Origin of the sequence: Streptomyces sp. NPDC006207, from assembly GCF_040613835.1 — a bacterium.
Lineage (GTDB): Bacteria > Actinomycetota > Actinomycetes > Streptomycetales > Streptomycetaceae > Actinacidiphila.
In genome coordinates, this window is the sequence record NZ_JBEXSX010000026.1 from 19963 (window position 1) to 41402 (window position 21440).

Annotated in this window: 13 protein-coding genes; 2 read left to right on the forward strand and 11 right to left on the reverse strand. The window is 75.1% G+C overall.

The features are described 5' to 3' along the window. Window positions 1–6: 6 nt before the first annotated feature. Window positions 7–1563, forward strand: a complete 1557-nt coding sequence (gene glpK, locus ABZ312_RS21670; protein ID WP_500332188.1) for a glycerol kinase GlpK — start codon at window positions 7–9, stop codon at window positions 1561–1563. Between the two features lie 33 nt (window positions 1564–1596). Here glpK and ABZ312_RS21675 read toward each other — a convergent pair whose 3' ends face one another. The 4 genes from ABZ312_RS21675 to ABZ312_RS21690 all read right to left on the reverse strand — a co-directional run bounded on the left by ABZ312_RS21675 (window position 1597) and on the right by ABZ312_RS21690 (window position 5867). Continuing rightward, a complete protein-coding gene (locus ABZ312_RS21675; protein ID WP_499510587.1) occupies window positions 1597–2202 on the reverse strand; it encodes a GTP-binding protein in 606 nt (201 codons plus the stop codon). A gap of 251 nt (window positions 2203–2453) precedes the next feature. Further along, window positions 2454–2846, reverse strand: coding sequence for a DUF742 domain-containing protein (locus tag ABZ312_RS21680; protein WP_499510588.1), 393 nt, complete (start codon window positions 2844–2846; stop codon window positions 2454–2456). Between the two features lie 10 nt (window positions 2847–2856). Beyond that, a complete protein-coding gene (locus ABZ312_RS21685; RefSeq protein WP_500359627.1) occupies window positions 2857–3282 on the reverse strand; it encodes a roadblock/LC7 domain-containing protein in 426 nt (141 codons plus the stop codon). Then, the gene (locus tag ABZ312_RS21690; RefSeq protein ID WP_500332191.1) at window positions 3279–5867 is read right to left on the reverse strand and encodes a sensor histidine kinase; all 2589 of its coding nucleotides are present in this window, start codon (window positions 5865–5867) and stop codon (window positions 3279–3281) included. The genes ABZ312_RS21685 and ABZ312_RS21690 overlap by 4 nt, the downstream gene beginning before the upstream one ends. A 324-nt stretch (window positions 5868–6191) precedes the next feature. On the opposite strand from ABZ312_RS21690, the gene ABZ312_RS21695 reads away from it, so the two are divergent. Beyond that, complete coding sequence (locus tag ABZ312_RS21695; protein WP_500332192.1) at window positions 6192–6632, forward strand: hypothetical protein; 441 nt, start codon at window positions 6192–6194, stop codon at window positions 6630–6632. 55 nt (window positions 6633–6687) lie between these two features. Here ABZ312_RS21695 and ABZ312_RS21700 read toward each other — a convergent pair whose 3' ends face one another. The 7 genes from ABZ312_RS21700 to ABZ312_RS21730 all read right to left on the reverse strand — a co-directional run bounded on the left by ABZ312_RS21700 (window position 6688) and on the right by ABZ312_RS21730 (window position 20913). Further along, the gene (locus tag ABZ312_RS21700) at window positions 6688–11409 is read right to left on the reverse strand and encodes a hypothetical protein (protein ID WP_500438519.1); all 4722 of its coding nucleotides are present in this window, start codon (window positions 11407–11409) and stop codon (window positions 6688–6690) included. Between the two features lie 85 nt (window positions 11410–11494). Then, window positions 11495–12376, reverse strand: a complete 882-nt coding sequence (locus ABZ312_RS21705; protein ID WP_500438521.1) for a hypothetical protein — start codon at window positions 12374–12376, stop codon at window positions 11495–11497. 40 nt (window positions 12377–12416) lie between these two features. Beyond that, window positions 12417–13967 carry a hypothetical protein gene (locus ABZ312_RS21710; protein ID WP_500324483.1) on the reverse strand — a complete coding sequence of 517 codons (1551 nt, stop codon included), beginning with the start codon at window positions 13965–13967 and terminating at the stop codon, window positions 12417–12419. Window positions 13968–14011: 44 nt separating this feature from the next. Next, the gene (locus ABZ312_RS21715) at window positions 14012–17614 is read right to left on the reverse strand and encodes a hydantoinase B/oxoprolinase family protein (protein WP_500324252.1); all 3603 of its coding nucleotides are present in this window, start codon (window positions 17612–17614) and stop codon (window positions 14012–14014) included. A gap of 4 nt (window positions 17615–17618) precedes the next feature. Then, entirely contained in the window at window positions 17619–18644 is a 1026-nt protein-coding gene (locus ABZ312_RS21720) for an SGNH/GDSL hydrolase family protein (protein ID WP_500324253.1), read from the reverse strand. Further along, window positions 18641–19795 carry a glycosyltransferase gene (locus tag ABZ312_RS21725; RefSeq protein ID WP_500324254.1) on the reverse strand — a complete coding sequence of 385 codons (1155 nt, stop codon included), beginning with the start codon at window positions 19793–19795 and terminating at the stop codon, window positions 18641–18643. Before ABZ312_RS21725 ends, ABZ312_RS21720 begins: the two co-directional genes overlap by 4 nt. Beyond that, on the reverse strand, window positions 19792–20913 hold the full coding sequence (locus ABZ312_RS21730) for a glycosyltransferase family 4 protein (RefSeq protein ID WP_500324255.1): 1122 nt from the start codon (window positions 20911–20913) through the stop codon (window positions 19792–19794). The genes ABZ312_RS21725 and ABZ312_RS21730 overlap by 4 nt, the downstream gene beginning before the upstream one ends. Between the last annotated feature and the right edge of the window lie 527 nt (window positions 20914–21440).

Consider the following 21440-nt stretch of genomic DNA (forward strand, 5'->3'; position numbering starts at 1 on the left):
GCGGTCATGACCGAAACCTCCGACCAGGCGATCCGATACGTGGCCGCCATCGACCAGGGAACGACCTCCAGCCGCTGCATCGTCTTCGACTCCGGCGGGTCGATCGTGGCGCTCGACCAGCGCGAGCACCGCCAGATCTTCCCCAAGCCGGGCTGGGTGGAGCACGACGCCACCGAGATCTGGTCCAAGGTCCAGGCCGTGGTGGCCGGTGCGCTCGCCAAGGCCCGGCTGCGCGCGGACCAGCTCAGCGCGCTCGGCATCACCAACCAGCGCGAGACCACCGTGCTGTGGGACCGCACCACCGGCCGCCCGGTGCACAACGCGATCGTGTGGCAGGACACCCGCACCGCCGCGCTGTGCGACCGGCTCGGCGGCCAGGACGGCCAGGACCGCTTCCGCGAGTCCACCGGACTGCCGCTCGCCAGCTACTTCTCCGGTCCCAAGGCGGCCTGGCTGCTGGACAACGTGCCGGGGCTGCGCCGCCGCGCGGAGAACGGCGAGATCGCTTTCGGCACCATCGACTCCTGGCTGATCTGGAACCTGACGGGCGGCACGGAGGGCGGCGTCCACGTCACGGACGTCACCAACGCGAGCCGCACGATGCTGATGAACCTGGAGTCGATGGAGTGGGACCCGGCGATCCTCGCCGCGATGAACGTCCCCGAGGCCGTCCTCCCGGAGATCCGCTCCTCCTCCGAGGTGTACGGCACGGCGGTCGGCCAGCTGGGCGGCGTACCCGTGGCCTCGGCCCTCGGCGACCAGCAGGCCGCGATCTTCGGCCAGGCCTGCTACGGGACGGGCGACGCCAAGAACACCTACGGGACGGGCAGCTTCCTGCTGCTCAACACCGGGAACCGGCCCGTGCCGTCGAAGAACGGACTGCTCACCACGATGGGCTACCGGCTGGGCGGGGAGGCGCCGGTCTACTGCCTGGAGGGGTCGATCGCCATCACCGGCGCCCTGGTGCAGTGGTTCCGCGACAGCCTCGGCATCATCACCGCGGCGGACGAGATCGAGGCGCTCGCGGCGAGCGTGCCGGACAACGGGGGCGCGTACATCGTCCCCGCCTTCTCCGGGCTCTTCGCCCCGTACTGGCGCTCCGACGCGCGCGGCGTGGTCACCGGCCTGACCCGGTACGTCACCAAGGCGCACCTGGCGCGTGCGGTGCTGGAGGCGACCAGCTGGCAGACCCGCGAGGTCGTCGACGCGATGTACCAGGACTCCGGCGTGCACATCACCGGGCTCAAGGTCGACGGCGGCATGACGTCCAACAACCTGCTGATGCAGCACCAGGCGGACGTGCTGGGCGTCCCGGTGGTGCGGCCGCGGATCTCGGAGACCACGGCGCTGGGCGCGGCCTACGCCGCGGGGCTCGCCACCGGCGTGTGGGACGGGCTGGACACGCTCAAGGCGCACTGGCAGAAGGACGCCGAGTGGCAGCCGCGGATGGACGAGAAGACCCGTGAGAAGGAGTACCGCCGCTGGAAGAAGGCGGTCGAGCGGAGCTTCGGCTGGCAGGACGAGGACGAGGACGACGGCCCCGTACCGGCGGCCGGGGGCTGACCGGCCCGCCCGCCCGCAGCCGCGGCGCGCGGCTCAGTTGGCGGCGGCCGCCCGGCGGTCGCCGGCCACCTGGGCCGCGTGCTCGACCACGGTGATGAGCACCTTCTTCGCCGAGGCGCGGTCCCGCGCGTCGCACGTCACCAGCGGCACCTCGGGGTCGAGGTCGAGTGCGTCGCGCACCGTCTCGGCAGGATGCCGCTCGGCCCCGTCGAAGACGTTGACGGCCACGGCGAAGGGGATGCCACGGCGCTCGAAGTAGTCGATCGCGGAGAAGCAGTCCTCCAGGCGCCGGGTGTCCGCGAGGACGACCGCCCCCAGGGCGCCCTGCGCCAGCTCGTCCCACAGGAACCAGAAGCGGTCCTGGCCCGGCGTGCCGAACAGGTAGAGCACGAGGTCGTCGCGGAGGGTGATCCGGCCGAAGTCCATGGCCACGGTGGTGGTGCGCTTGGCCTCGACGCCCGCGGTGTCGTCGACGGGCCGGCCCACCTCGCTGAGCGTCTCCTCGGTGCGCAGCGGGCGGATCTCGCTGACCGCGCCGACGAGCGTGGTCTTGCCCACGCCGAAGCCGCCCGCCACCAGGATCTTCAGCGTGACGGGCTCGACGGGGGAGGGACGGCGTTCAGAGCGTCCGAAAGCCATGGCTCACTCCTCCGGTCGTGCCGTTTACACAGGTCAGCGGCATCCTGGGTCCTAGGGACTGCGTCGGGCGATCAGCTGTGGCAGTGGAACATTACTACGATCCGACCGGACAACTACCAGCGGTCCGCAGGCCGTTGCCCGCCCGCGGGCCCACCCGGCGGCCGCGGGACCCCGCGTGGCGGACCCTCAGGCCGTGCACCGGGGGCGTCGCGGGCCGGGTGAGGTCCCCGCCGCGGCGCCCCCGGGCGGGTTCACAGCGCGCGCAGGCGGTCGATCACGTCGCGCAGCAGCCCCGCGTCGGGCAGCTCCGCCGGTGGGACGGGCCGGCTGACGTGGACCAGCCCGGACTCCAGGACGTCGCCGATGAGCACCCGGACGACGCCCACGGGCAGGTCGAGGTCGGCCGCCAGCTCGGCGACCGACATCGGCTGCTCCCGGCACAGTTCGACGATGTCGAGGTGCTCGGGCGACAGGGTGCGGTCGACGTCGGCGTCGTCGTCCGCGCTGCGCGACTCGGCGACCACCAGGGCGATCAGGTCGAGCCGGGCTTCCGCGGCGTGGCTGGTACGGCCGCGTGTCATGGCGTACGGCCGCACCACGGGCCCGGCGTCGTCGTCGTACCAGCGGTCCGCTTCGGAAGTCATGACGTCCTCGTCACACCGCCCGCGCCGCGTCGTCGTCGTCGGTCCGCGGGGCGGTCGCGAGGTGCACGCCGACCCGCTTCACCAGCAGCGCCATCTCGTAGGCGACCTGTCCGACGTCGGAGTCGGCGTCGGCGAGCACGGCCAGGCAGCTGCCGTCACCCGCGGCGGTGACGAACAGGAAGGCCTCGTCCAGCTCCACGAGGGTCTGCCGGACCTTGCCGGCCTCGAAGTGCCGGCCGACGCCCTTGGCGAGGCTGTGGAAGCCGGAGGCGACGGCGGCGAGGTGCTCGGCGTCCTCACGGGTCAGGCCCTCGGACGCGCCGGTGGCCAGGCCGTCGCTGGAGAGCACCAGCGCCTTGCGGATGCTGGCCACGCGGCCGACGAGTTCGTCGAGAAGCCAGCTGAGCTCGCGGGTCGGGCTCGATGGTGCGGTCATGGACCGTTCCCCTCCGTGGTGGATCTGGTTGCGCTGTCGCCCCCTCGCTCCGCCGGGGTGGTTCCCGGGCGGTCGGTGGGGCGGACGTCGTCGGTGCCGTCGGTGCCGAGGTCGTCGGCGGTGTCCGCGCGGCCACGCAGCCATCCTCGCTGCAGTGAGGCCATGCGGTCGCGCACCTCCTCGGGCGAGCGCTCGTGCCCGCCGTCGTCGTCCGCGCCGCCGGTGGCGGCGCTACGGGTCTGGGTGGTGGAGTCGCTGCGCAGCTGCGGGGCGAGGCTGGCCTGGCGGACCCGGCGGGGCAGTCCCGCGCCGGCGGGCTCCTCCTGCGGTGCGGGGTCGGCGGGCCGCGGCGCCTCGCCGACCGGCCGGCCGTTCTCGGCGACCAGGACCGGGGTCCGGCGGCGACGCGGCAGGACCGTGGGCGCGTCCGCCGGCACCGCGTCGGGTGCGGCCGTCAGCGCCGGTGTCCCCACGGTCTCCGGCACGTGCGGCCGGTGCTCGCGCGGCTCGTCGTCCGGCTCCGGGACCAGGCCCCACTGACGGAAGCTGTGCTCGGTGGCGGCCGACATCGGTGCGACCCGGGGCTCGTCCGGTTCGGCCGGCGCCCGGGCCTCCACGACGGCCGCAACGGCGGTCTCGTCGCGGGGCCCGTCGAGGGTCTCGTCCAGGGGCTTGTCCGGCTGGTCCTCGCCGGACTCGGTGAGGAGCGACGCCGGGACGAACACCACGGCCGTGGTGCCGCCGTACGGGGACTGGCGCAGCGAGACGCGGACGCCCTGGCGCTGGGCCAGCCGGCTGACGACGAACAGCCCGAGCCGGTCGGTGTCGGAGAGCTCGAACTCGGGGGTCTCGGCGAGGCGGAGGTTCGCCTCCAGCATGGCGTCGGGGGTGAGCCCGAGGCCGCGGTCGTCGATCTCCAGGACGAAGCCGTTGGCGACGGACTCGCCGTGTACCTGGACGCTGGTGTGCGGCGGCGAGAACACGGTGGCGTTCTCGATGAGCTCGGCGATGAGGTGGGTGAGGTCGGCGACGCCGTGGCCGGTGACGGCGAGCCGCGGCAGCCGGCGCACGTCGACCCTCTCGTAGTCCTCGACCTCGGCGACGGCCGCCCGCACCACGTCCATCAGCTGCACCGGCTTGCGCCACTGCCGGGACGGCACCGCGCCGGAGAGGATCACCAGGCCCTCGGCGTGGCGGCGCATGCGGGTGGTCATGTGGTCGAGGCGGAAGAGGTCGGCGAGTTCCTGCGGGTCCTCGGTGCGCCGCTCCATGGCGTCCAGCAGGGTGAGCTGGCGGTGCAGCAGCACCTGGCTGCGACGGGCGAGGTTGACGAAGACCTCGGAGACGCCGCGACGCATCTCGGACTGGCGCACGGCGGCTTCGACAGCCGCCCGTTGCAGGGTGTTGACGGCCTTGCCGACCTGGCCGACCTCGTCGTCGGGGTAGTCCAGCCGCGGCGCCTCGGTCTCGACGTCGACCTCCTCGCCCGCGGCGAGACGGCGCATGACGCGCGGCAGCCGGGCGCCGGAGACCTCCTGGGCCTCCTTCCGGAGCCGGGACAGGTCGCGGATCAGGCTGCGGCCGACGCGTATGGAGACGAAGACGGAGGCGACGACCGCGATCAGGCCGAGGCCACCGGCGACCGCGGCGATGGCGACCAGCCGCATGCCGATCGGTTCGGCACGCTTCTTGTGCAGGTCGCCCGCCTCGACGCCCAGGCGGTCCAGGTCGGTCAGCGCGGTGGTGGCCGTGGTCTGCCAGGACGCGCGGTCGGCGGCCTGGGGCGCGCCGGACGCGCCCGCGGAGATGACCGCGTCCTCGGCGGCACGCAGGGCGCGGCCGGAGGGCCCCGCCCAGTAGGCGTCGTAAAGGGCGCGCTCGTCGGCGGTCAGCAGGTGGAGGTTGTCGGCGTAGTAGGCGCGCTGCTCGGCGACGGCGAAGGTGAAGGAGCGCATCTCGGCGGCGCTCATGCGGCCCGCCGCGATGGCCGCCACCATGAGGGCGTCCTCCTGGCTGATCGCCTCGCGGGCCCGGGTGACCTGGATGAGGGCGCGGCCCTGCTTGTCGATGGCGACGTTGTTGAGCGGGTTCAGCGAGTCCAGGAACGCATAGGCCGGGTCGAAGAGGCCGCTGTACGCGGCGAAGGCGTCGTTGCGGCCGATGGTGCCCTTGCCGACCTTGTCGCGCAGCGTCTCCAGGCCGCCGAACTCGCGGACGACCAGGTCGAGCCGGCGCAGCGCGTCGGGGGCCAGCCGCTCCCGGTTGGCGCCGGAGGCCGCGTTGCCGCGCAGCCGGGCGATCACCTTGTCCGTCTCGCGCTCGCGGGCGAGCAGGGTGCCGCGGGCGTCGGAACGTCGAGGATCGGCCAAGTAGAGCATGGCGGAACGGCGTTCCTGCTGGAGCGCCTGGATGCTGTCCTCGACCGGGTAACCGAGTGCGTTGACGGTCTGCTCGACGCCGAAGAGGCCCCAGACCTGACGTCCCGTCAGAGTTGCGGCGAAGGCCCAGATGGCCGTGAGGGACACCAGCGGAATGAGCAGCAGTGCCACGATCTTCCGCCGGATCGTCGTACCGCGAAAGCGCATGGCCTCCCCAACGTCAAACCCGGTCAAGGGCTGTCGTGTTCCGACTGCAAACGGCGCGAGCCTACTACTGCCGGATGAGCAATCCGAAAGCCCTGCTTCCGCTCTTGCCCCGGGACGACCCGATTCGTACGGATGAACGGCCGGCACGGCTGGCCGAAATGCACCGCACAGGGAACCCGCGGTGCCATTCCGTCGTATGACAGGAGGGGAGGGGTGCTCCGGAATGCGGAGGGCATTCATCGGCGGAAACCGGGCAGCCACTCTGGAGTCGGACATCGGGGATCCGGCACCGCATCACCGGTATCCCGCAGGGGAGCAGATTTCATGGACGACCTCGTCGAGGACGCACTGGATCGCGACATTCCGCCGCGGAAGACCCGGCGGCCGTTGTGGGTCGATGAGCCCGTCGGGCGGCCACGCATGCCCGACCCGGTGCGCCGGGCGGCCGTGCGGGCCGTGCTCGTCGTCGCACTGACCCTGATCGCCGCGGTGATCGCCATGCTGGGGGCGGCCGGTGAGTCCTGGCTAGCGGCGCCGGCGATGCTCACCGCCATAGCCTTCACCGTCGTCGCCACCTGGGCGGTGCTGGACGTGTGGATCACCCGCCAGGTCTGGAACCAGCGCAACGGCGTGGTGTCCAGCCCGAGCAGCGCGGCCCGCAGGCTGCGCCGCGAGCGCCGACGGGAACGGCGCCGGGCCCGGGCCGGGGCCCGCGCCGCCGCACGGCGCCGGCAACTGCCCGGTACCGGCGCGCGTACCGCCTGAGGGAGGCGCACCCTCCCGTGGGCCCGGACGGCCTTCGGGACGGGCCGCCCGGAGGTCAGCCGCCCTGCGGGGCCGGCTGGTCCGCCGGGCGGCGGAACATCCGCGTCGCCGTGATCTCGCCGTGCACCGGCTCGGACTCCGGGTCCGTCGCGGGCAGTCCGGGCCGCAGGTGCTCCTCGACGCTGATGTACTTCAGGCCCGCGCGCAGGTCCGCGTCATTGCGCAGCCGTACGACCAGCGGGAACTCGGCGAGCGCCGTGGTGTCGAACAGACCCGTGGTGTAGATCAGCTGGACGCCCAGCGCGTCGGCGACCGCGCGCTGCAGCTCCAGCAGATAGGTGGCGTTGGCGCGGCCGATCGGGTTGTCGAGGAAGAGCGTGCCCGCGTGCCGGTGCCGGTCCCTGCCGCGGTCGTTGCTGCGCAGCGCGGCCATCGTGCAGTACAGGGCGATGGCCGCGGTGAGCAGCTGGCCGCCGGAGAAGACGTCTCCCATCTGCCCGACGGGGACGCGCTCGGCGCGCAGCACGGCGTCCGGCTTGAGGATCTCGACGGCCACCCCCCTGGGTTCGAGGGCGGCCGCGACCCCGCGCAGCAGCAGCGACATGCCGTCCCGGCGCAGGTCGGAGTTCTTGCGGACGGCCGCCCGGGTCGCCTCGTCGATCACGGCGCCGAGCCGCTCGTCGAGCGCCGCGTGGTCCGGGTCGTCGAAGCGGATCCGCAGGAACTCCTGCCCCGACCACTCCCCCAGCCCCTCCGGCAGGCGGGACAGCCGCTGCGCCGACCGCAAGGTGGTCAGCGAGGACTCCACCATGCCGCGCAGCCGGTCCACGATGCTGTCGCGGTTGCGCTCCAGCTGTTCCAGCTCGTCGGTCAGGACGCGCAGCCGCGGCTCGAAGGCGGCGTGCCAGGCCGCCGCGTGCTCGGGGAGTGCGGACGCGGGCAGTTCGCGGATCTGCTGGCGGGCCGGGGTGCGCACCTGCTCGTAGCGGGCGGCGTTGGCGTGCCGTACGAGGACGTCGCAGGCCTCGCGCAACTGCGACTCGGCCGCCGACAGGTCGGCGGCACAGCCGCGCAGGCCGCGGCGGGTCTCGGCGACGGCGGTCCTGGCCTCCTCCAGGGAGCCGGAGTACGGCTCCGGCTCCTCCTCGCCGTCCTCGGACTGCCGGTCGCCGTCGCGGAGCAGGTCCCGCAGCAGTGCGGCGAGTTCGTCGAAGCCGCTCGCGGCGTCCTCGGCGGCGCGGTGCGCGCGCACCAGGTCGCCGTGGCCGTCCCGGGCGTGGGCCAGCGCATCGGTGCGGGTGGCCAGTTCGCCGTTGGCACCGCGCAGCAGCTCCTGGGCGTGCTCGGCGTCGCGGGGCAGCAGTTCCCCGGGGAGCTCGGTGTGCGTCCCGCCGTCCGCCGGGGCGTGCCGCTCGGCCTCGCCGCGCAGCCGGCCGAGCTGCTCGCTCGCGGCGGCGGCGCGGGAGTCCAGGGTGGCCACCAGCTGTTCCGCGCGGGCGGCCGCGGCCTGCCGCGACGGGCCGTCGGCGCCGTCCGGGCCCTCCAGCAGCTGCGCGGCGCGGGTGCGCACCTTGTTGGTGAGGCGCTCCAGTTCGGCGAGCGCGGACTGCTCGGTGCTCTCGGCGCGGGCCTGTTCGGCCCGCAGGTCGGCGCCGACGCCCACCTTCTCGTACACCTGGGAGGCCGCGCGGTAGGCCTCGCGCAGGGCGGGCAGCGAGCCGGCCGGCTGCCCGGCGCCGTCCTCGTCCTCCAGGGCCTCGTCGGGGGCGCCGGTGATCTCCGAGCGCTCGGCGCGGAGCACGCGCGCGGTACGCCGCGCGTCGTCCGCGGCGCGCTGGGCGGCACGGCGGTCCTCGTCGGCGGCGCGCGCCAGGGTCAGGCAGGCCTCGGCGCGCGTCTCGGCCTCGACGGCGTCCTCGGCCAGCTCGCGCGTCCTGCGCTGCCAGTTGGCCCGCTCCCGCAGCCGGAAGGCGAGACCGGCGAGCGCGTCGGCGGCCCGCCGGGCCTGCTGCGCCACCTCCTGGCGCTCGTCGCGCAGGGCGGTCGCCTCGGCGGCGGCCTCGTCGGCCTCCACCCGCACGGAGCGTGCCTCGGCGAGCTCCTCGCGGGCGGCCCCCGCGGTCTCCCGGGCGGTCTCCACGGCTGCGGCGAGTTCGGCAAGCCGGCCGCTCGGGCAGCCCGCACGCCACGAGGAGAGGCGGGCGGCCATCGTGCGGTCCTCGGCCAGGCGGGCGGCGAGGCCGCGGATGTCCTCCTCGCGGGCGGTCGCGCGGCCGCGCAACGCCTGGCGCTCGCCGTCGGCGGCCAGTTCGTCGTGCATGGCCGGGTTGGGCGGGACGAGGAAGAGCTCGGGCTCGGTGCCCGCCGGGGGCGGCGGGGCGAGCAGCGCCGCCGCTGTGCCGACCGTGACGGTCGACCGCGGCAGCAGGGCCGCCTGCGCCAGCACCTCGCGGGCCCGCAGGTAGCTCTGGGGGTCGGTGACGATCACGCCGTCCACCAGTTCCGGGCGCGCGGCGAGCACGGCGGCGTGGTCGGCCGGGTCGACGGCCTGGGCCAGGTACCGCCAGCCGGGGAGCGCGGGGATGCCGTGCTCGCCCAGGTACTCGACGGTGGCGAGGACGTCGGGGCCCGGCGGCAGCAGCCCGCCGTCGCCGAGCGCGGCCAGGATGCGGGCGTCGTCGGCGGCGGCGGTGCGCAGGTCGAACAACTGCCGCTCGGCGGAGGCCACCGCGCCGTCCAGCATCTCCTGCAGCGGCTCCGCGAAGGTGTCGAGTTCGGCCGCGGTCAGCGGGCCCTGCTCGGCGGGACGCCGTCCGGCCCCGGGCGCAGTGCGCCGGGCCGCGGAGGTCTGCGCGGGGATGGCGGCGGGGCCGCGGTCCGCGGCGGTGTCCCCCGCGGTGCCGGCCGCCGGGACGGTGCCGGGGGCCCCCGCGGGCGGCAGGCTGAGCAGTTCGGCCAGGCGCGGCTCGGCCGCGAGGGCGTCCGCGACGCGTGACTCGGCGGAGTGGGCGGCCTCGGCCGCGGCGAGGGCGTCCGCCGCGCGGGCGGCGGACAGTTCGGCGCGCGCGTCGGCGGCGGCGGCCTCGCGGGCCCGGTCGCCGGCCCGGCGGGCGGCGTCACGCGCGGCCTCCGCGGCGGTCGCGGCGGCCTTCTCCGCGTCCGAGGCCTCCAGGGCGGCGCGGGCCGGGTCGGCGTCGGGGGCGGAGTCGTCCAGCCAGCCCGTCCGGACCGCCTCGGCGGTCTCCTGCTCGACCTCCGCCAGCCGCTGCACCAGGTGCCCGGACTCGCTGCGCGCGCGCTGTGCCTCCGTCGCGGCGGCGGTGGCGTCGCGGTGCGCCGCCTCGGACTGCGCCTGGAGACCCGCGGACCGCTCCTCCTCCGCGTCCGCCCGCTCGTCGGCGGTGTCCGCGGCGGCCCGCAGCACGCGGACGAGATCGCCCGCGGCCTTCGCACGGGCAGCGAGTGCGGGCGCGGCGTCCCGTTCCGCCTCGCGGATGGCGGTGGTGACCCGGGTCATGCGGTCGGCTGCGGCCCGGTGCCGCAGCACGATCTCCGCGGCCTGCCAGGCGGACTGCAGCGTCCGGGCGTCGTTGAGTTCGCGGCGCAGCGCGGTGGCGCTCTTCTCGCCGGACGCCAGGGCCAGCGAGGCGTGCCGGTAGGCGAGTTCGGCGGCGACCAGGGCGCTGCGGCCGCGGGCGGCCTCGGCGTCGGTGACGGTGTGCGCGGCACGGGCCGTCTCCTGTGCCAGCTCGGCGGCGCGGCCCCGCTCCTCGCGGGCGCGCGCGGACAGCCTGCGGGCCAGGGCGCGGCTGCGGCGCTCGGACTGGGCGTGGACGCCGCGTGCCTGGTCGCGGGCGGCGGTGGTGTCGACGATGCGGCCGAGCAGTTCGAGGGAGCCCGCCGTGAAGTCGCGTTCCGCGGTGAGTTCGGCCCGGCGGCCCAGCTTGCCCGCGAAGCCGTGCACGAGGTCGGCGAGGCCGTCGGTGTCCCGGGTGTCGGTGACCGCGCGCAGCAGGAGGTCGGTGAAGTCGGAGTCCTTCTTCACCGCGAACAGGCCGGCCGCCTCGCCCTCGTCGGCGTTCATCTCCCGCTGGTAGCGGAAGAGTTCGGGGTCCAGACCGAGCTCGCCCAGGTGCTCGTTCCACCGGTCGTGGATCTCCTCCCACACCACTTCCAGGTGCGGGTAGTAGCGTGCGGCGTCGGTCACGGCGTCGCGGAAGCCCTTCATGGTGCGGCGGCGCCCGCGGGCACCCGAGGCGCCCTCGACGGGCGTCCGCACCGCGGTGGACTCGGCGACGGGCAGCGAGTCCAGGCTGAGCCCCGGACCGGGCCGGAAGGAGTACCAGGCCTCGGCGAACTTGCGCGGGTCGGAGGAGACCTGGCGTCCGCGCCACTCGCTGACCTTGCCGACGACGACCAGCTCGCCGGTGACCGTGTGCTGCCACTCCAGGGCGACGTGGCCGCAGTCGTCGGCCAGCAGGAACTTGCGGAGCACTCCGGAGCTGGCGCCGCCCAGGGTGTTGCGGTGACCGGGCAGCATGACCGAGAAGATCAGCTTGAGCAGGACGGACTTGCCGCCGCCGTTCTCCAGGAACAGCACCCCCGCCGGTGCCGGACGGCGCGGCGGGCCGGTCGGCTCGTCCTCGAAGAACTCCGCCTGGGCGGGGGCGGGGTGCGGCACGGGCTCGCCGACTCCGCGCAGGTCCAGCACGGTGTCGGCGTAGCGCGCACCGGCGGGCCCGATGGAGTAGAGGCGGACCCGGGACAGCTCGTACATGGGGGGCTCTCGTGGTGGTCTGTGGTCGGCGGGTTCGGGTGGATCGGCAGGATCCGGGAGGCGGGTGCGGGGGCGGGGCGCCGCTTCAGGAGTGGAAGGGCAGGCCGGCTCCGGTGACGAGGTCGAGGTCGTCGCCGTCCGCGGCCGGCATCAGGGCCGCCGAGTCACCGGCCCGGGGCACGATCCCGAGGTCGAGGAGCTCGGCCATGGCGGCGCTGCCCGCCATGTCGCGCACCTGGAGCTGGTAGCGGGCGGTGGTGCGGTAGGTGCCGCCCGACTCGTCACCCGTGCGCTGCAGGAACCCCGAGTCGACGAGGAAGGAGACGGCCTTGCCGACGATGCCGGTGGTGGAGCCCGCCAGGCGCCGGGCGTCCTTGGTGGCGCCGGTGGAGCTGCGGCGCACGTAGACCCGCCAGGCGGCCTCCAGGCCGGGGGCGTCGCTGGCCGGGTCGGTGTTCTCGCCCTGCTCCTCGGCCCGTTCCTCCAGCCTGCGGCAGGCCTGGCGCAGGAAGCCGTCGATGCCGTTGACGGTGACCCGGCCGATGTACGCGTCGTCGGCGAGGTCCTCCGGGCGGGGGAAGGCCATGGCGGCGGCGGCGAGGTGGGCGAGGCCGTGCAGGAAGCGGTCGCCCGCGTCGGACGCGGCGCGGCGTGAGTAGTCGCCCATGCGGACGGCGAAGACCGAGTCCTCGCCGGCGGCCAGCGCCATGCCGGCCCGGGGCGAGACCTCCAGCACGACCAGGCCGAGCCCGGCGGCCACGGCGTCGGCCAGGCGCGAGAACAGCGGGTCCTCGCGGTAGCGCCGGATCAGCTCGGCGTACTCGACGTCGCGCCCGGGCAGCAGCTTCGGCTGGAGACCGAAGGAGACGAGACGGGCGGCGTCCGCGGCGTCGCCCGGCGTGACGGCCGCCGGGACGGGGGCCGCTGCGGGCGGCTGCGTGCTCTCGCCGTCGCGGTGGTCGCTCACGGGGTCGTCTCCTCGGTACGGATGGTCGGTTCGCTCATCGTCACGCCACCTCGGACCGCTCGGCGGCCATCCCGGCGGCGTCCAGCCGGGCCGTGCCCACGATCAGGTCGGCGCCGCCGAACTCGGGGTCGTCCAGCCCGGTGCCGTCGTCCACGGCGAACAGCAGCCGCTCCTCGCCCTGGCGGTAGGCGGTGCCGACCGGCGGGCTGGCGGCGTGTACCGCCAGCAGGGCCACCAGGTAGGGCAGTTCGGGATCGAGGCGGCGGGCCTCGGCGAGCAGCCCGGAGAGCCGGCGGGGGGCGTCGTGCGGCAGGTCGAGGAGTTCCAGGGCGGTCTCGAGCTGCTCCTCGCTGAACCGGCTGTCGTCCGGCGTGGCGACGAGGTCGGGCTCGGGCATCTCGGCACCGAGGTGCTCGCGCTCCAGCGGCGGGGTGAGCAGGGCGTCCACGAGGTCCGTGACGCGTACCGAGGCGGGGGTGCGCAGGCCCGTGCCGCGGGCGAACCAGGCGTCGGTGACCCGGGTGGCCTGCTCCACCGGGAGCGGCAGGACCGGCGCGACCAGCTGCCCGTACAGGTCGAGCATGCCGACGAGGGCGCCGCCGCGCGGTGCGGCGAAGGCCTGCCGGTCCTGCTCGGCGCGGAAGATCGGCCCGGCCTCCAGCAGCCGGGACTGCAGCTGGGTGTGGCGGCGGATGCAGTCCTTGACGATGTCGACGAGCTCGGCGGCACGGCGCTTGTGCTCCGGGTCCTCCGACTCGTCCCTGGCCTTGCGGATGTTGGTCAGGATGGCGTTCTCGTGCCGGTAGCGGTCGGCGACGTGGTCGAGCGCCTCGTCGATCATGTCGGGGACGGTGCGGATCCAGTCGACCGCCCGGACGTTGCGGCGGGTGGCGTCCAGGGCGCGGCGCAGCGTCTCGGCGTACTGCACCGTGCGGTAGCGGGCCTGTTCCGCGGCGAGCTGGGCGTCGGCGAGGCGGCCCCGGTTGATCAGCACCTCGAGCTTGACCTCGGCGGCGATCTGGGCGCTGGTCACGTCGGTGTCGAGGGCACCGACGAGCACGTTGACGGCCTCGTCGGTGGTGCGCAGGTAGACGGTGCCGTCGCGGCCCGGTACCTCCTCGATCAGCTTGAAGTCGTAGTCACGGCGGACGTACGCCCCGTCGGGGCCGAAGGTGCCGTAGACGGCGCGGAAGCCGCGGTCGACGCTGCCGACGTTGATCAGGTTCTCCAGGACCCAGCGGCCCACCCGCTCGTGCTCGGCGGCGGGACGGCCGGGGGCCTGGGCGGCGATGCGCGGCAGCAGACGGGAGATTATCTGGTCGTGGTCGGCACCGGTGTCGAAGTCCATGTTGAGCGTGACCAGGTCGATGACGGCCAGGGCCACCTCCGCCATCGCGTACACCGAGTACTCGCCCGCGAGGTTGGCCTTGCGCACGTCGAGGTCGTGCAGCGGCGCGGTGCAGGCCAGGGCCTTGAGCCGGCGGGCCAGGCCCTCGTCCGCGGCCGGCCCCGGCGCGGGCCGGACACCGCCGCTGAGCTGGTGCGGAACGGTCGTGGTCACGACGCACAGACTAGGCGCTCGGACCGACATCATCCCAAACGGCACGGTCCGGGCGGCCCCGCGCCCGGGCCCCCTCAGCCGCCTGCGGCCCCGTAGCCGCCCCCGCCGGGCGTCGCGACGACCAGGACGTCACCGGGCCCGACGTCGGCGGAGTCGACGCCGCCGAGCGGGGTGACGGAGCCGTCGGCGCGCTCGATCCGGTTCTCGCCCAGGGCGCCGGGCCCGCCGCCGGCCAGGCCGTACGGGGCGACCCGCCGGTGGCCGGAGAGCAGGGCGACCGTCATGGGTTCCAGGAAGCGGATGCGGCGGACGGCCCCGCGGCCCCCGTGCCACCGGCCGTCGCCACCGCTGCCGTCGCGCAGGGCGAAGCCCTCGACGCGGACGGGGTAGCGCCACTCGAGGATCTCGGGGTCGGTGAGCCGGGAGTTGGTCATGTGGGTCTGTACGGCGTCGGCGCCGTCGAAGCCCTCGCCCGCCCCGGAACCGCTGGCGACGGTCTCGTAGTACTGCACCCGGTCGTTGCCGAAGGTGACGTTGTTCATCGTGCCGGAGCCCTCGGCCTGCACGCCGAGCGCGGCGTACAGGGCCCCCGTGACGGCCTGGGAGGTCTCCACGTTGCCGGCGACGGTGGCCGCGGGGTATTCCGGGGCCAGCATCGAGCCCTCGGGGACGCGGACGTCCAGCGGCTTCAGGCAGCCGCTGTTGAGCGGGATGTCGTCGGCGACGAGGGTGCGGAAGACGTAGAGCACGGCGGCCATGACCACGGACCGCGGCGCGTTGAAGTTGCCCTCCTGCTGCGGCGCGGTGCCGGTGAAGTCCAGGACGGCGGAGCGGGTCGCGCGGTCGACGCGGACGGCGACGCGGACGACCGCGCCGTTGTCGGTCTCGTACGCGCAGTCGCCGTCGTCCAGGCCGGCGACGATGCGCCGCACGGACTCCTCGGCGTTGTCCTGCACGTGCCGCATGTAGGCGTGCACGACGTCGAGGCCGAACTGCGCGGTCATGCGCCGCAGCTCGGCGATGCCCTTCTCGTTCGCGGCGATCTGGGCGCGCAGGTCGGCGATGTTGGTGTCCGGGTCGCGCGAGGGGTACGGGGCGTCCGCCAGCAGGGCGCGGGTCTCCTCCTCGCGCAGGCGGCCGTCGCGCACCAGGAGCCAGTTGTCGAAGAGGACGCCCTCCTCGTGCACGGTGCGGCTGAAGGCGGGCATGGAGCCGGGGGTGAGGCCGCCGATCTCGGCGTGGTGGCCGCGTGAGGCGACGAGGAAGAGCGGGGACCGGCCCTCGTCGTCGAAGACGGGGGTGACGACGGTGACGTCGGGCAGGTGGGTGCCCCCGTGGTACGGGTCGTTGACGGCGTAGGCGTCGCCCGGGCGCATGGTGCCCTCGTTCCGGCGCAGCACCTCCTTGATGGACTCGCCCATGGAGCCGAGGTGGACGGGGATGTGGGGGGCGTTGGCGATCAGGTTGCCCTCGGGGTCGAACAGGGCGCAGGAGAAGTCCAGGCGTTCCTTGATGTTGACGGAGTGGGCGGTGTTCTCCAGGCGCACCCCCATCTGCTCGGCGATCGACATGAAGAGGTTGTTGAAGATCTCCAGCATCACCGGGTCGACCTCGGTGCCGACCGCCACCCGGCCGGGCCGCGGCCGCACCCGGGTCAGCAGGAGGTGGCCGTGCTCGCCCACCGCGGCCCGCCAGCCGGGGTCGACGACGGTCGTCGCGTCGGCCTCGGCGATCACGGCGGGCCCGTCCACGGTGTCGCCCGGGCGCATTGCGTCCCGGCGGAACAGGGGGCTGCCCTGCCGCCGGCCCTCCGTGTACAGCGACACCTCGGCGGCCGGTCGCAGGGGGCCCTCGCGGGCCGGCGGCTCCACGTGGTGCCGTCCGGGCGGGCCCGCGGAGCCGACGGCCTCGACCGAGACCGCCTCGACGACCAGGGGCTTGTCCATGGTGAAGGCGTACCGGGCGCGGTGGTCGGCGGTGAACGCCTCGCGCATGGCGTCGACCGTGCCCATCGGCACCGGGAGCGCCGCGTCGGTGCCCGCGTAGCGGACGTGGACGCGGGTGACGGTCTCGACGGTGTCGTCGGGCACCCCGTCCTCGCGCAGTTGCGCGCGGGCCAGGCCGTCGAGCTCGTCGCGGGCCTTGCGCAGCGCGGGCAGCCCGTCCTCGCCGAGTCCGGTCTCCACGGAGCGCTCGCGCATGGCGGTGGCGTCGGCCAGGCCGATCCCGTACGCGGACAGCACACCGGCCAGCGGGGGCACGACGACCGTGTCGACGGACAGGGCGTCGGCGACCGCGCAGGCGTGCTGGCCGCCGGCTCCGCCGAAGCTGGTGAGGGCGTAGCGCGTGATGTCGTGGCCGCGCTGCACGGAGATCTTCTTGACGGCGTTGGCCATGTTCAGGACGGCGATCTCCAGGAAGCCCGCGGCGACCTCCTCCGGGGTGCGGCGGTCGCCGGTCGCGGCCCCGGACTCCTCGGCGAGCCGCGCGAAGCCCGCGCGGACGGCCTCGGTGTCCAGCGGCTGGTCGCCGTCCGGGCCGAACACGGCCGGGAAGTGCGCCGCCTGGACACGGCCGAGCATCACATTGGCGTCGGTCACGGTCAGCGGGCCGCCGCGGCGGTAGCAGGCGGGGCCCGGGTCGGCACCTGCGGAGTCGGGGCCGACGCGGTAGCGCTGCCCGTCGAAGTGGAGGACGGAGCCGCCGCCCGCCGCCACCGTGTGGATGTCCATCATGGGCGCCCGCATCCGTACGCCCGCCACCTGGGTGCCGAGGACGCGTTCCAGCTCGCCCGCCCAGTGGGAGACGTCGGTGGAGGTTCCGCCCATGTCGAAGCCGACGACCCGGTCGAACCCGGCCTGCCGGGACGTACGGGCCATGCCGACCACTCCCCCGGCCGGGCCGGACAGCACGGCGTCCTTGCCGCGGAAGTGACCGGCCTCGCGGAGCCCGCCGTTGGACTGCATGAACATCAGCCGGACGCCGCGCAGTTCGGCGGCCACCTCGTCCACGTAACGGCGCAGGATCGGCGACAGGTAGGCGTCCACCACGGTGGTGTCGCCGCGCGGGACCAGCTTGATCAGCGGGCTCACCTCGTGGGAGCAGCTGATCTGGTCGAACCCGGCCTCGCGGGCCGCCCGCGCGACGGCCTGCTCGTGGGCGGGATGGCGGTAGCCGTGCAGCAGGACGACGGCGACGCTCGTCAGGCCGTCCCGGCGCGCCTGACGCAGGGCAGCTGCGGTGGCGGCCGGGTCGAGGGGGCGGACGACCTCGCCGTGCGCGCCGATGCGTTCGGGGACCTCGATGACGCGCTCGTAGAGCGCCTCGGGGAGGACGATCCGGCGGTCGAAGAGCCGCGGCCGGTTCTGGTACGCGATGCGCAGCGCGTCACGGAAGCCCTCGGTGACGACGAGGACGGTCGGCTCCCCCTTGCGTTCCAGGAGGGCGTTGGTGGCGACCGTGGTACCCATCTTGACGGCGGAGATCCGGTCGGCGGGCACGGGTTCGCCCGGGTCCAGGCCCAGCATGCGCCGGATGCCCTCGACGGGGGCGTCCCGGTAGCGCCCGGGGTCGTGGGAGAGCAGCTTGCACGTCTCCAGGCCGCCGTCCGGCCGTCTGGCGACGACGTCGGTGAAGGTGCCGCCCCGGTCGATCCAGAACTCCCAGCGTCCGGTCACCCCCTCATTGTCCCAGGGACGTCCCTTCCAGGCGGGCCAGCGCACCGGCGGTGGCGTCGCGGGAGCGCAGGTCCAGCAGCCCGTCGGTGCCGGCCAGCCGGTGCCGGGCCTCCCGGCCGGCGAGCCGCAGCAGATCGGGCAGCAGATCGGTGCAGCGGTCGGCGACCCAGCGGGTACCCTTGGTCGCCATCCACCAGACGCTCGCCGCGGCGCCCGGTCCCGGGCCGCCGGGGGTCGTGGACGGCGGTTCGCCGTCCGACAGGCCGCGCGAGACCAGGAGGTCGTGGAACTCCCGGGCCAGCAGCCGGTGGCCGAGTTCGCTGGGGTGCAGCCGGTCCGCGCTCCACGAGGCGCGGTCGGTCGCCCACGCATGGCGGGCGGCGTGCAGGTGCACGGCCTCGTACCGCTCGGACAGCACGTGCACGACCTGGTTCAGCGCGGCCATCCGGCGGCCCAGCGGGCGGGCGAGCGGCCACGGCAGCCCCAGCATGCGGCCGGGGTCGGGCAGGCAGGCGGTGAGCACCTCGGCGCCTTCGGCGCGCAGTTGGGCCAGGACGGTGTCCAGGCGGCGGGCGACGGTCTCGATGTCGAAGCTGCCGCGGAGCGTGTCATTGGCGCCGATCACCACGGAGGCCAGGTGCGGCCGGTGGTCCAGGGCGCGCGGCAGCTGCTCCTCGACGACGTCCTTGGTGAGGGCGCCGCTGCGGGAGCAGTTGAGCAGGCGCACGGCCGAGGGTTCGGCGGACAGCCCGTGCGCCAGGAGCGGCGCCCAGCCGCGCCATCCGCCGGCGACGGGGTCGCCGAGGCCCTCGGTGAGCGAGTCGCCGAGGGCGGCGAAACGTATCTCCTTTGTGCCGGCGGACACGGTGGTGGCCTGGACCGACGCCGGGGTGGTGGCCGGGGCGGGGACGGGAGCAGGGGCGGGCATCCGGGCGGTGACCTGGGCCTGGACGGGTACCGCGACGGTGGGCGCGTGGGCCGCGGGTCTGGCACGTCCGGGGACGGTGGGCGTCTGCGTGCCCGTCGTCATGGCGTGACCTCCGGGACGGTGAGCCGGGGCGCGGCGTCGTGGGCGGCGAGGAAGGCGTTCACGGCGGTCGGCCAGCCGTAGCGCTCGGCCTGGGCGCGGGCGATGGCGCGGCGCATGGGCTCCGGGCGGGCCAGCAGGTGGCCGACGGCGTCGGCGAAGGCCGGGCCGTCGTCGGTGGCGGCGGCACCGGCCGGGCCGAGGATGTCGGGCAGCGCGGACAGCGCGCTGGCGACGACCGGGGTACCGCAGGCGAGGGCCTCCAGGGCGGACAGGCCGAACGTCTCCACCGGGCCCGGGGCCAGGACCACGTCGGCGGTGGCCTGGAGGGCGGACAGGGCGCGACGGACGGGGACGTGCCCGACGAAGGTGACCGGCAGCCGGGCCTCCCGGGCCCGGGCCTCCAGGCGGGCGCGCATCGGCCCGTCCCCCGCGACGACGAGGACGGCGTCCACCCCCTGGCGACGCATGTGGGCGAGGGCCTCCAGGGCGCGTCCCGGCCGCTTCTCGGGCGACAGGCGGGAGCACATCACCAGCAGCACCTCGGCGTTGCCGGCGTACCGGGCGCGCAACTCCGGGTCGTGGTGCGCCGGGTGGCATGCCTCCAGGTCGACGCCGAGCGGCGCCCGTACGACGTTGCGGGCCCCGATCCGCTCGAACTCCGCCGCCGCCCAGGCCGTCGTGCAAACGATACGCGAGTACACGTGCGCGCTGCGGCGGTTGAGCCGGTCGGCGGCGCCCTGGGCGAGGCCGCTGGGCACACCCCAGGTGCGCAGCACCCCGTCGACGCTCTCGTGGGACACCATCACGGACGGCACCCGGCGGCGGCGCGCCCACTCCCCGGTCCAGCGCAGCGTCGTGCGGTCGGAGACCTCCAGCCGGTCGGGGCGGAGGCCGTCCAGCACCGCCTCCAGCCGGGCCCGGCCGGTCAGGACGCGGTAGCCGCCGGTACCGGCGACCAGGGGGCCGGGAAGGGTGATGACCCGGCCCTGGGAGGTGGTCTCGTCCTTGGCGGCCGGGCCGGGGACGACCAGGACCGGGTCGTGGCCGGCCGCGAGGTAGCCCTCGCCGAGGTGGCGCAGCGCGGTGCGCAGGCCGCCGGAGGTGGGCGTGACGAAGTTCGCCAGCCTGACGATGCGCAGCGGGCCGGTCATGCCGCCACCGCCGTGCGGGCGTCGAGCACCTGCGCGTAGTGCTCCAGGAGCAGGTCCCCGACGGCCTCCCAGGTGCGCGCGGCCACGTCGGCGCGCCCCTCGGCGCCGAATTGGTCGCGCATGGCCGGGGCACCGGCCAGCAGCCGTACGGCGCCGGTGACGGCGTCCACGTCGCCGGGCGGCACGAGCAGCCCGGTGCGGCCGTGGTCGACGAGGTCGAGCGGACCGCCGGCGGCGGGGGCGACCACGGGCAGCCCGCTGGCCATCGCCTCCTGGACGGTCTGGCAGAACGTCTCGAACGGCCCGGTGTGGACGAAGACGTCGAGGGAGGCGTAGATCCGCGCCAGGTCGTGGCCGGTGCGGCGGCCGAGGAACACCGCGTCCGGCAGCGCCTCGCGCAGCCCGGCGGCGCTCGGGCCGTCCCCGACGACGACCACCTTCACCCCGGACAGCCGGCCCGCGCCGGCCAGCAGCTCCACGTGCTTCTCCGGAGCGAGGCGGCCGATGTAGCCCACCAGGACCTCACCGTTCGGGGCGAGTTCACGGCGCAGCGCCTCGTCGCGGTGGGCCGCGTCGAAGCGCACGGAGTCCACGCCGCGCGGCCACAGGTGCACGCGCGGGACGCCGTGCGCCTCCAGGTCGCGCTGGGAGGCGCTGGACGGGGCGAGCGTGCGGTCGGCGGCCGTGTGCACGGCGCGGATGCGGCGCCACGCGGTGCTCTCGCCACGGCTCAGGTAGGTGCGGGCGTACCCCGCGAGGTCGGTCTGGTACACGGCGACCGCGGGGATGTGCTGGCGGGTGGCCGCGGCCATGCCGCGCACCCCGAGGATGAACGGGCTGGCCAGGTGGACGAGTTCGGCGCGGTGCGCGGCGATCGTCGCCGCGGTCCTGCGGCCGGGGAGCGCCACCCTGACCTGCGGGTAGCCGGGCAGCGGCAGCGACGGCACACGCACGACGGGGCACGGTTCGTCCCCCGGCGCGGACTCCTGCGGGCCGGCCGGCGCGATCACCAGCGGCTCGTGGCCCCTGCGGACCAGATGTTCGGCCGTGCGCAGCGCGCAGTGGGCCACTCCGTTGACGTCGGGTGGGAAGGACTCTGTGACGATGGCTACTCGCATACGGACGTTGTCGGCTCCCCGGGCGTTGTCCGGGTCACGTGGATCTTTCACCTTGGGGAACGTGCCGTGAGCGTTGGCTCCGGATCGGGCCTTCCGGCCGCGCCGGCGCCCCTCGGTCTCCCCCGGACGCCGCGCCGGGAGGCATCGGGCGCCGGTCGCCGGTCCGGGCAGGGGTTCGGCGACGAGCACGGGACCGGCGGGCGGTCGGGTCGGCGTGCGGGAGGCCGACGCCGAGTCCTTCGGCGAGGCGGTGGAACAGGCCGCGCGGACCCAGGGGGCCGTGGTCCGGGGGTGAACCGATGGGGATCGCGGCCGGGGCAGTGGTCCGGGTGGAGGCCCGGCAGCATGTTGATGTCGTCGGCGTGCAGCACCAGCGCCCGCGTCCCCGCCGGTACGTCGAGGACCAGCCGCTCGCCCTCGACGCAGCTCCAACTGCCGTGCTCCCAGGCCCGGGCCCACTCCCCGGAGCGGCCGGCGCCGTCGACGCACCCGCCGTCGGCGTACAGCAGGTCGCCGAACGCGCCGGC

What these genes read in the sequence shown, in the direction of transcription:
- glpK (WP_500332188.1), top strand. Translation starts at nt 7, where the DNA reads ATGACCGAAACCTCCGACCAGGCGATCCGATACGTGGCCGCCATCGAC.
- ABZ312_RS21675 (WP_499510587.1), bottom strand. Translation starts at nt 2,202, where the DNA reads ATGGCTTTCGGACGCTCTGAACGCCGTCCCTCCCCCGTCGAGCCCGTC.
- ABZ312_RS21680 (WP_499510588.1), bottom strand. Translation starts at nt 2,846, where the DNA reads ATGACTTCCGAAGCGGACCGCTGGTACGACGACGACGCCGGGCCCGTG.
- ABZ312_RS21685 (WP_500359627.1), bottom strand. Translation starts at nt 3,282, where the DNA reads ATGACCGCACCATCGAGCCCGACCCGCGAGCTCAGCTGGCTTCTCGAC.
- ABZ312_RS21690 (WP_500332191.1), bottom strand. Translation starts at nt 5,867, where the DNA reads ATGCGCTTTCGCGGTACGACGATCCGGCGGAAGATCGTGGCACTGCTG.
- ABZ312_RS21695 (WP_500332192.1), top strand. Translation starts at nt 6,192, where the DNA reads ATGGACGACCTCGTCGAGGACGCACTGGATCGCGACATTCCGCCGCGG.
- ABZ312_RS21700 (WP_500438519.1), bottom strand. Translation starts at nt 11,409, where the DNA reads ATGTACGAGCTGTCCCGGGTCCGCCTCTACTCCATCGGGCCCGCCGGT.
- ABZ312_RS21710 (WP_500324483.1), bottom strand. Translation starts at nt 13,967, where the DNA reads ATGTCGGTCCGAGCGCCTAGTCTGTGCGTCGTGACCACGACCGTTCCG.
- ABZ312_RS21720 (WP_500324253.1), bottom strand. Translation starts at nt 18,644, where the DNA reads ATGACGACGGGCACGCAGACGCCCACCGTCCCCGGACGTGCCAGACCC.
- ABZ312_RS21725 (WP_500324254.1), bottom strand. Translation starts at nt 19,795, where the DNA reads ATGACCGGCCCGCTGCGCATCGTCAGGCTGGCGAACTTCGTCACGCCC.
- ABZ312_RS21730 (WP_500324255.1), bottom strand. Translation starts at nt 20,913, where the DNA reads ATGCGAGTAGCCATCGTCACAGAGTCCTTCCCACCCGACGTCAACGGA.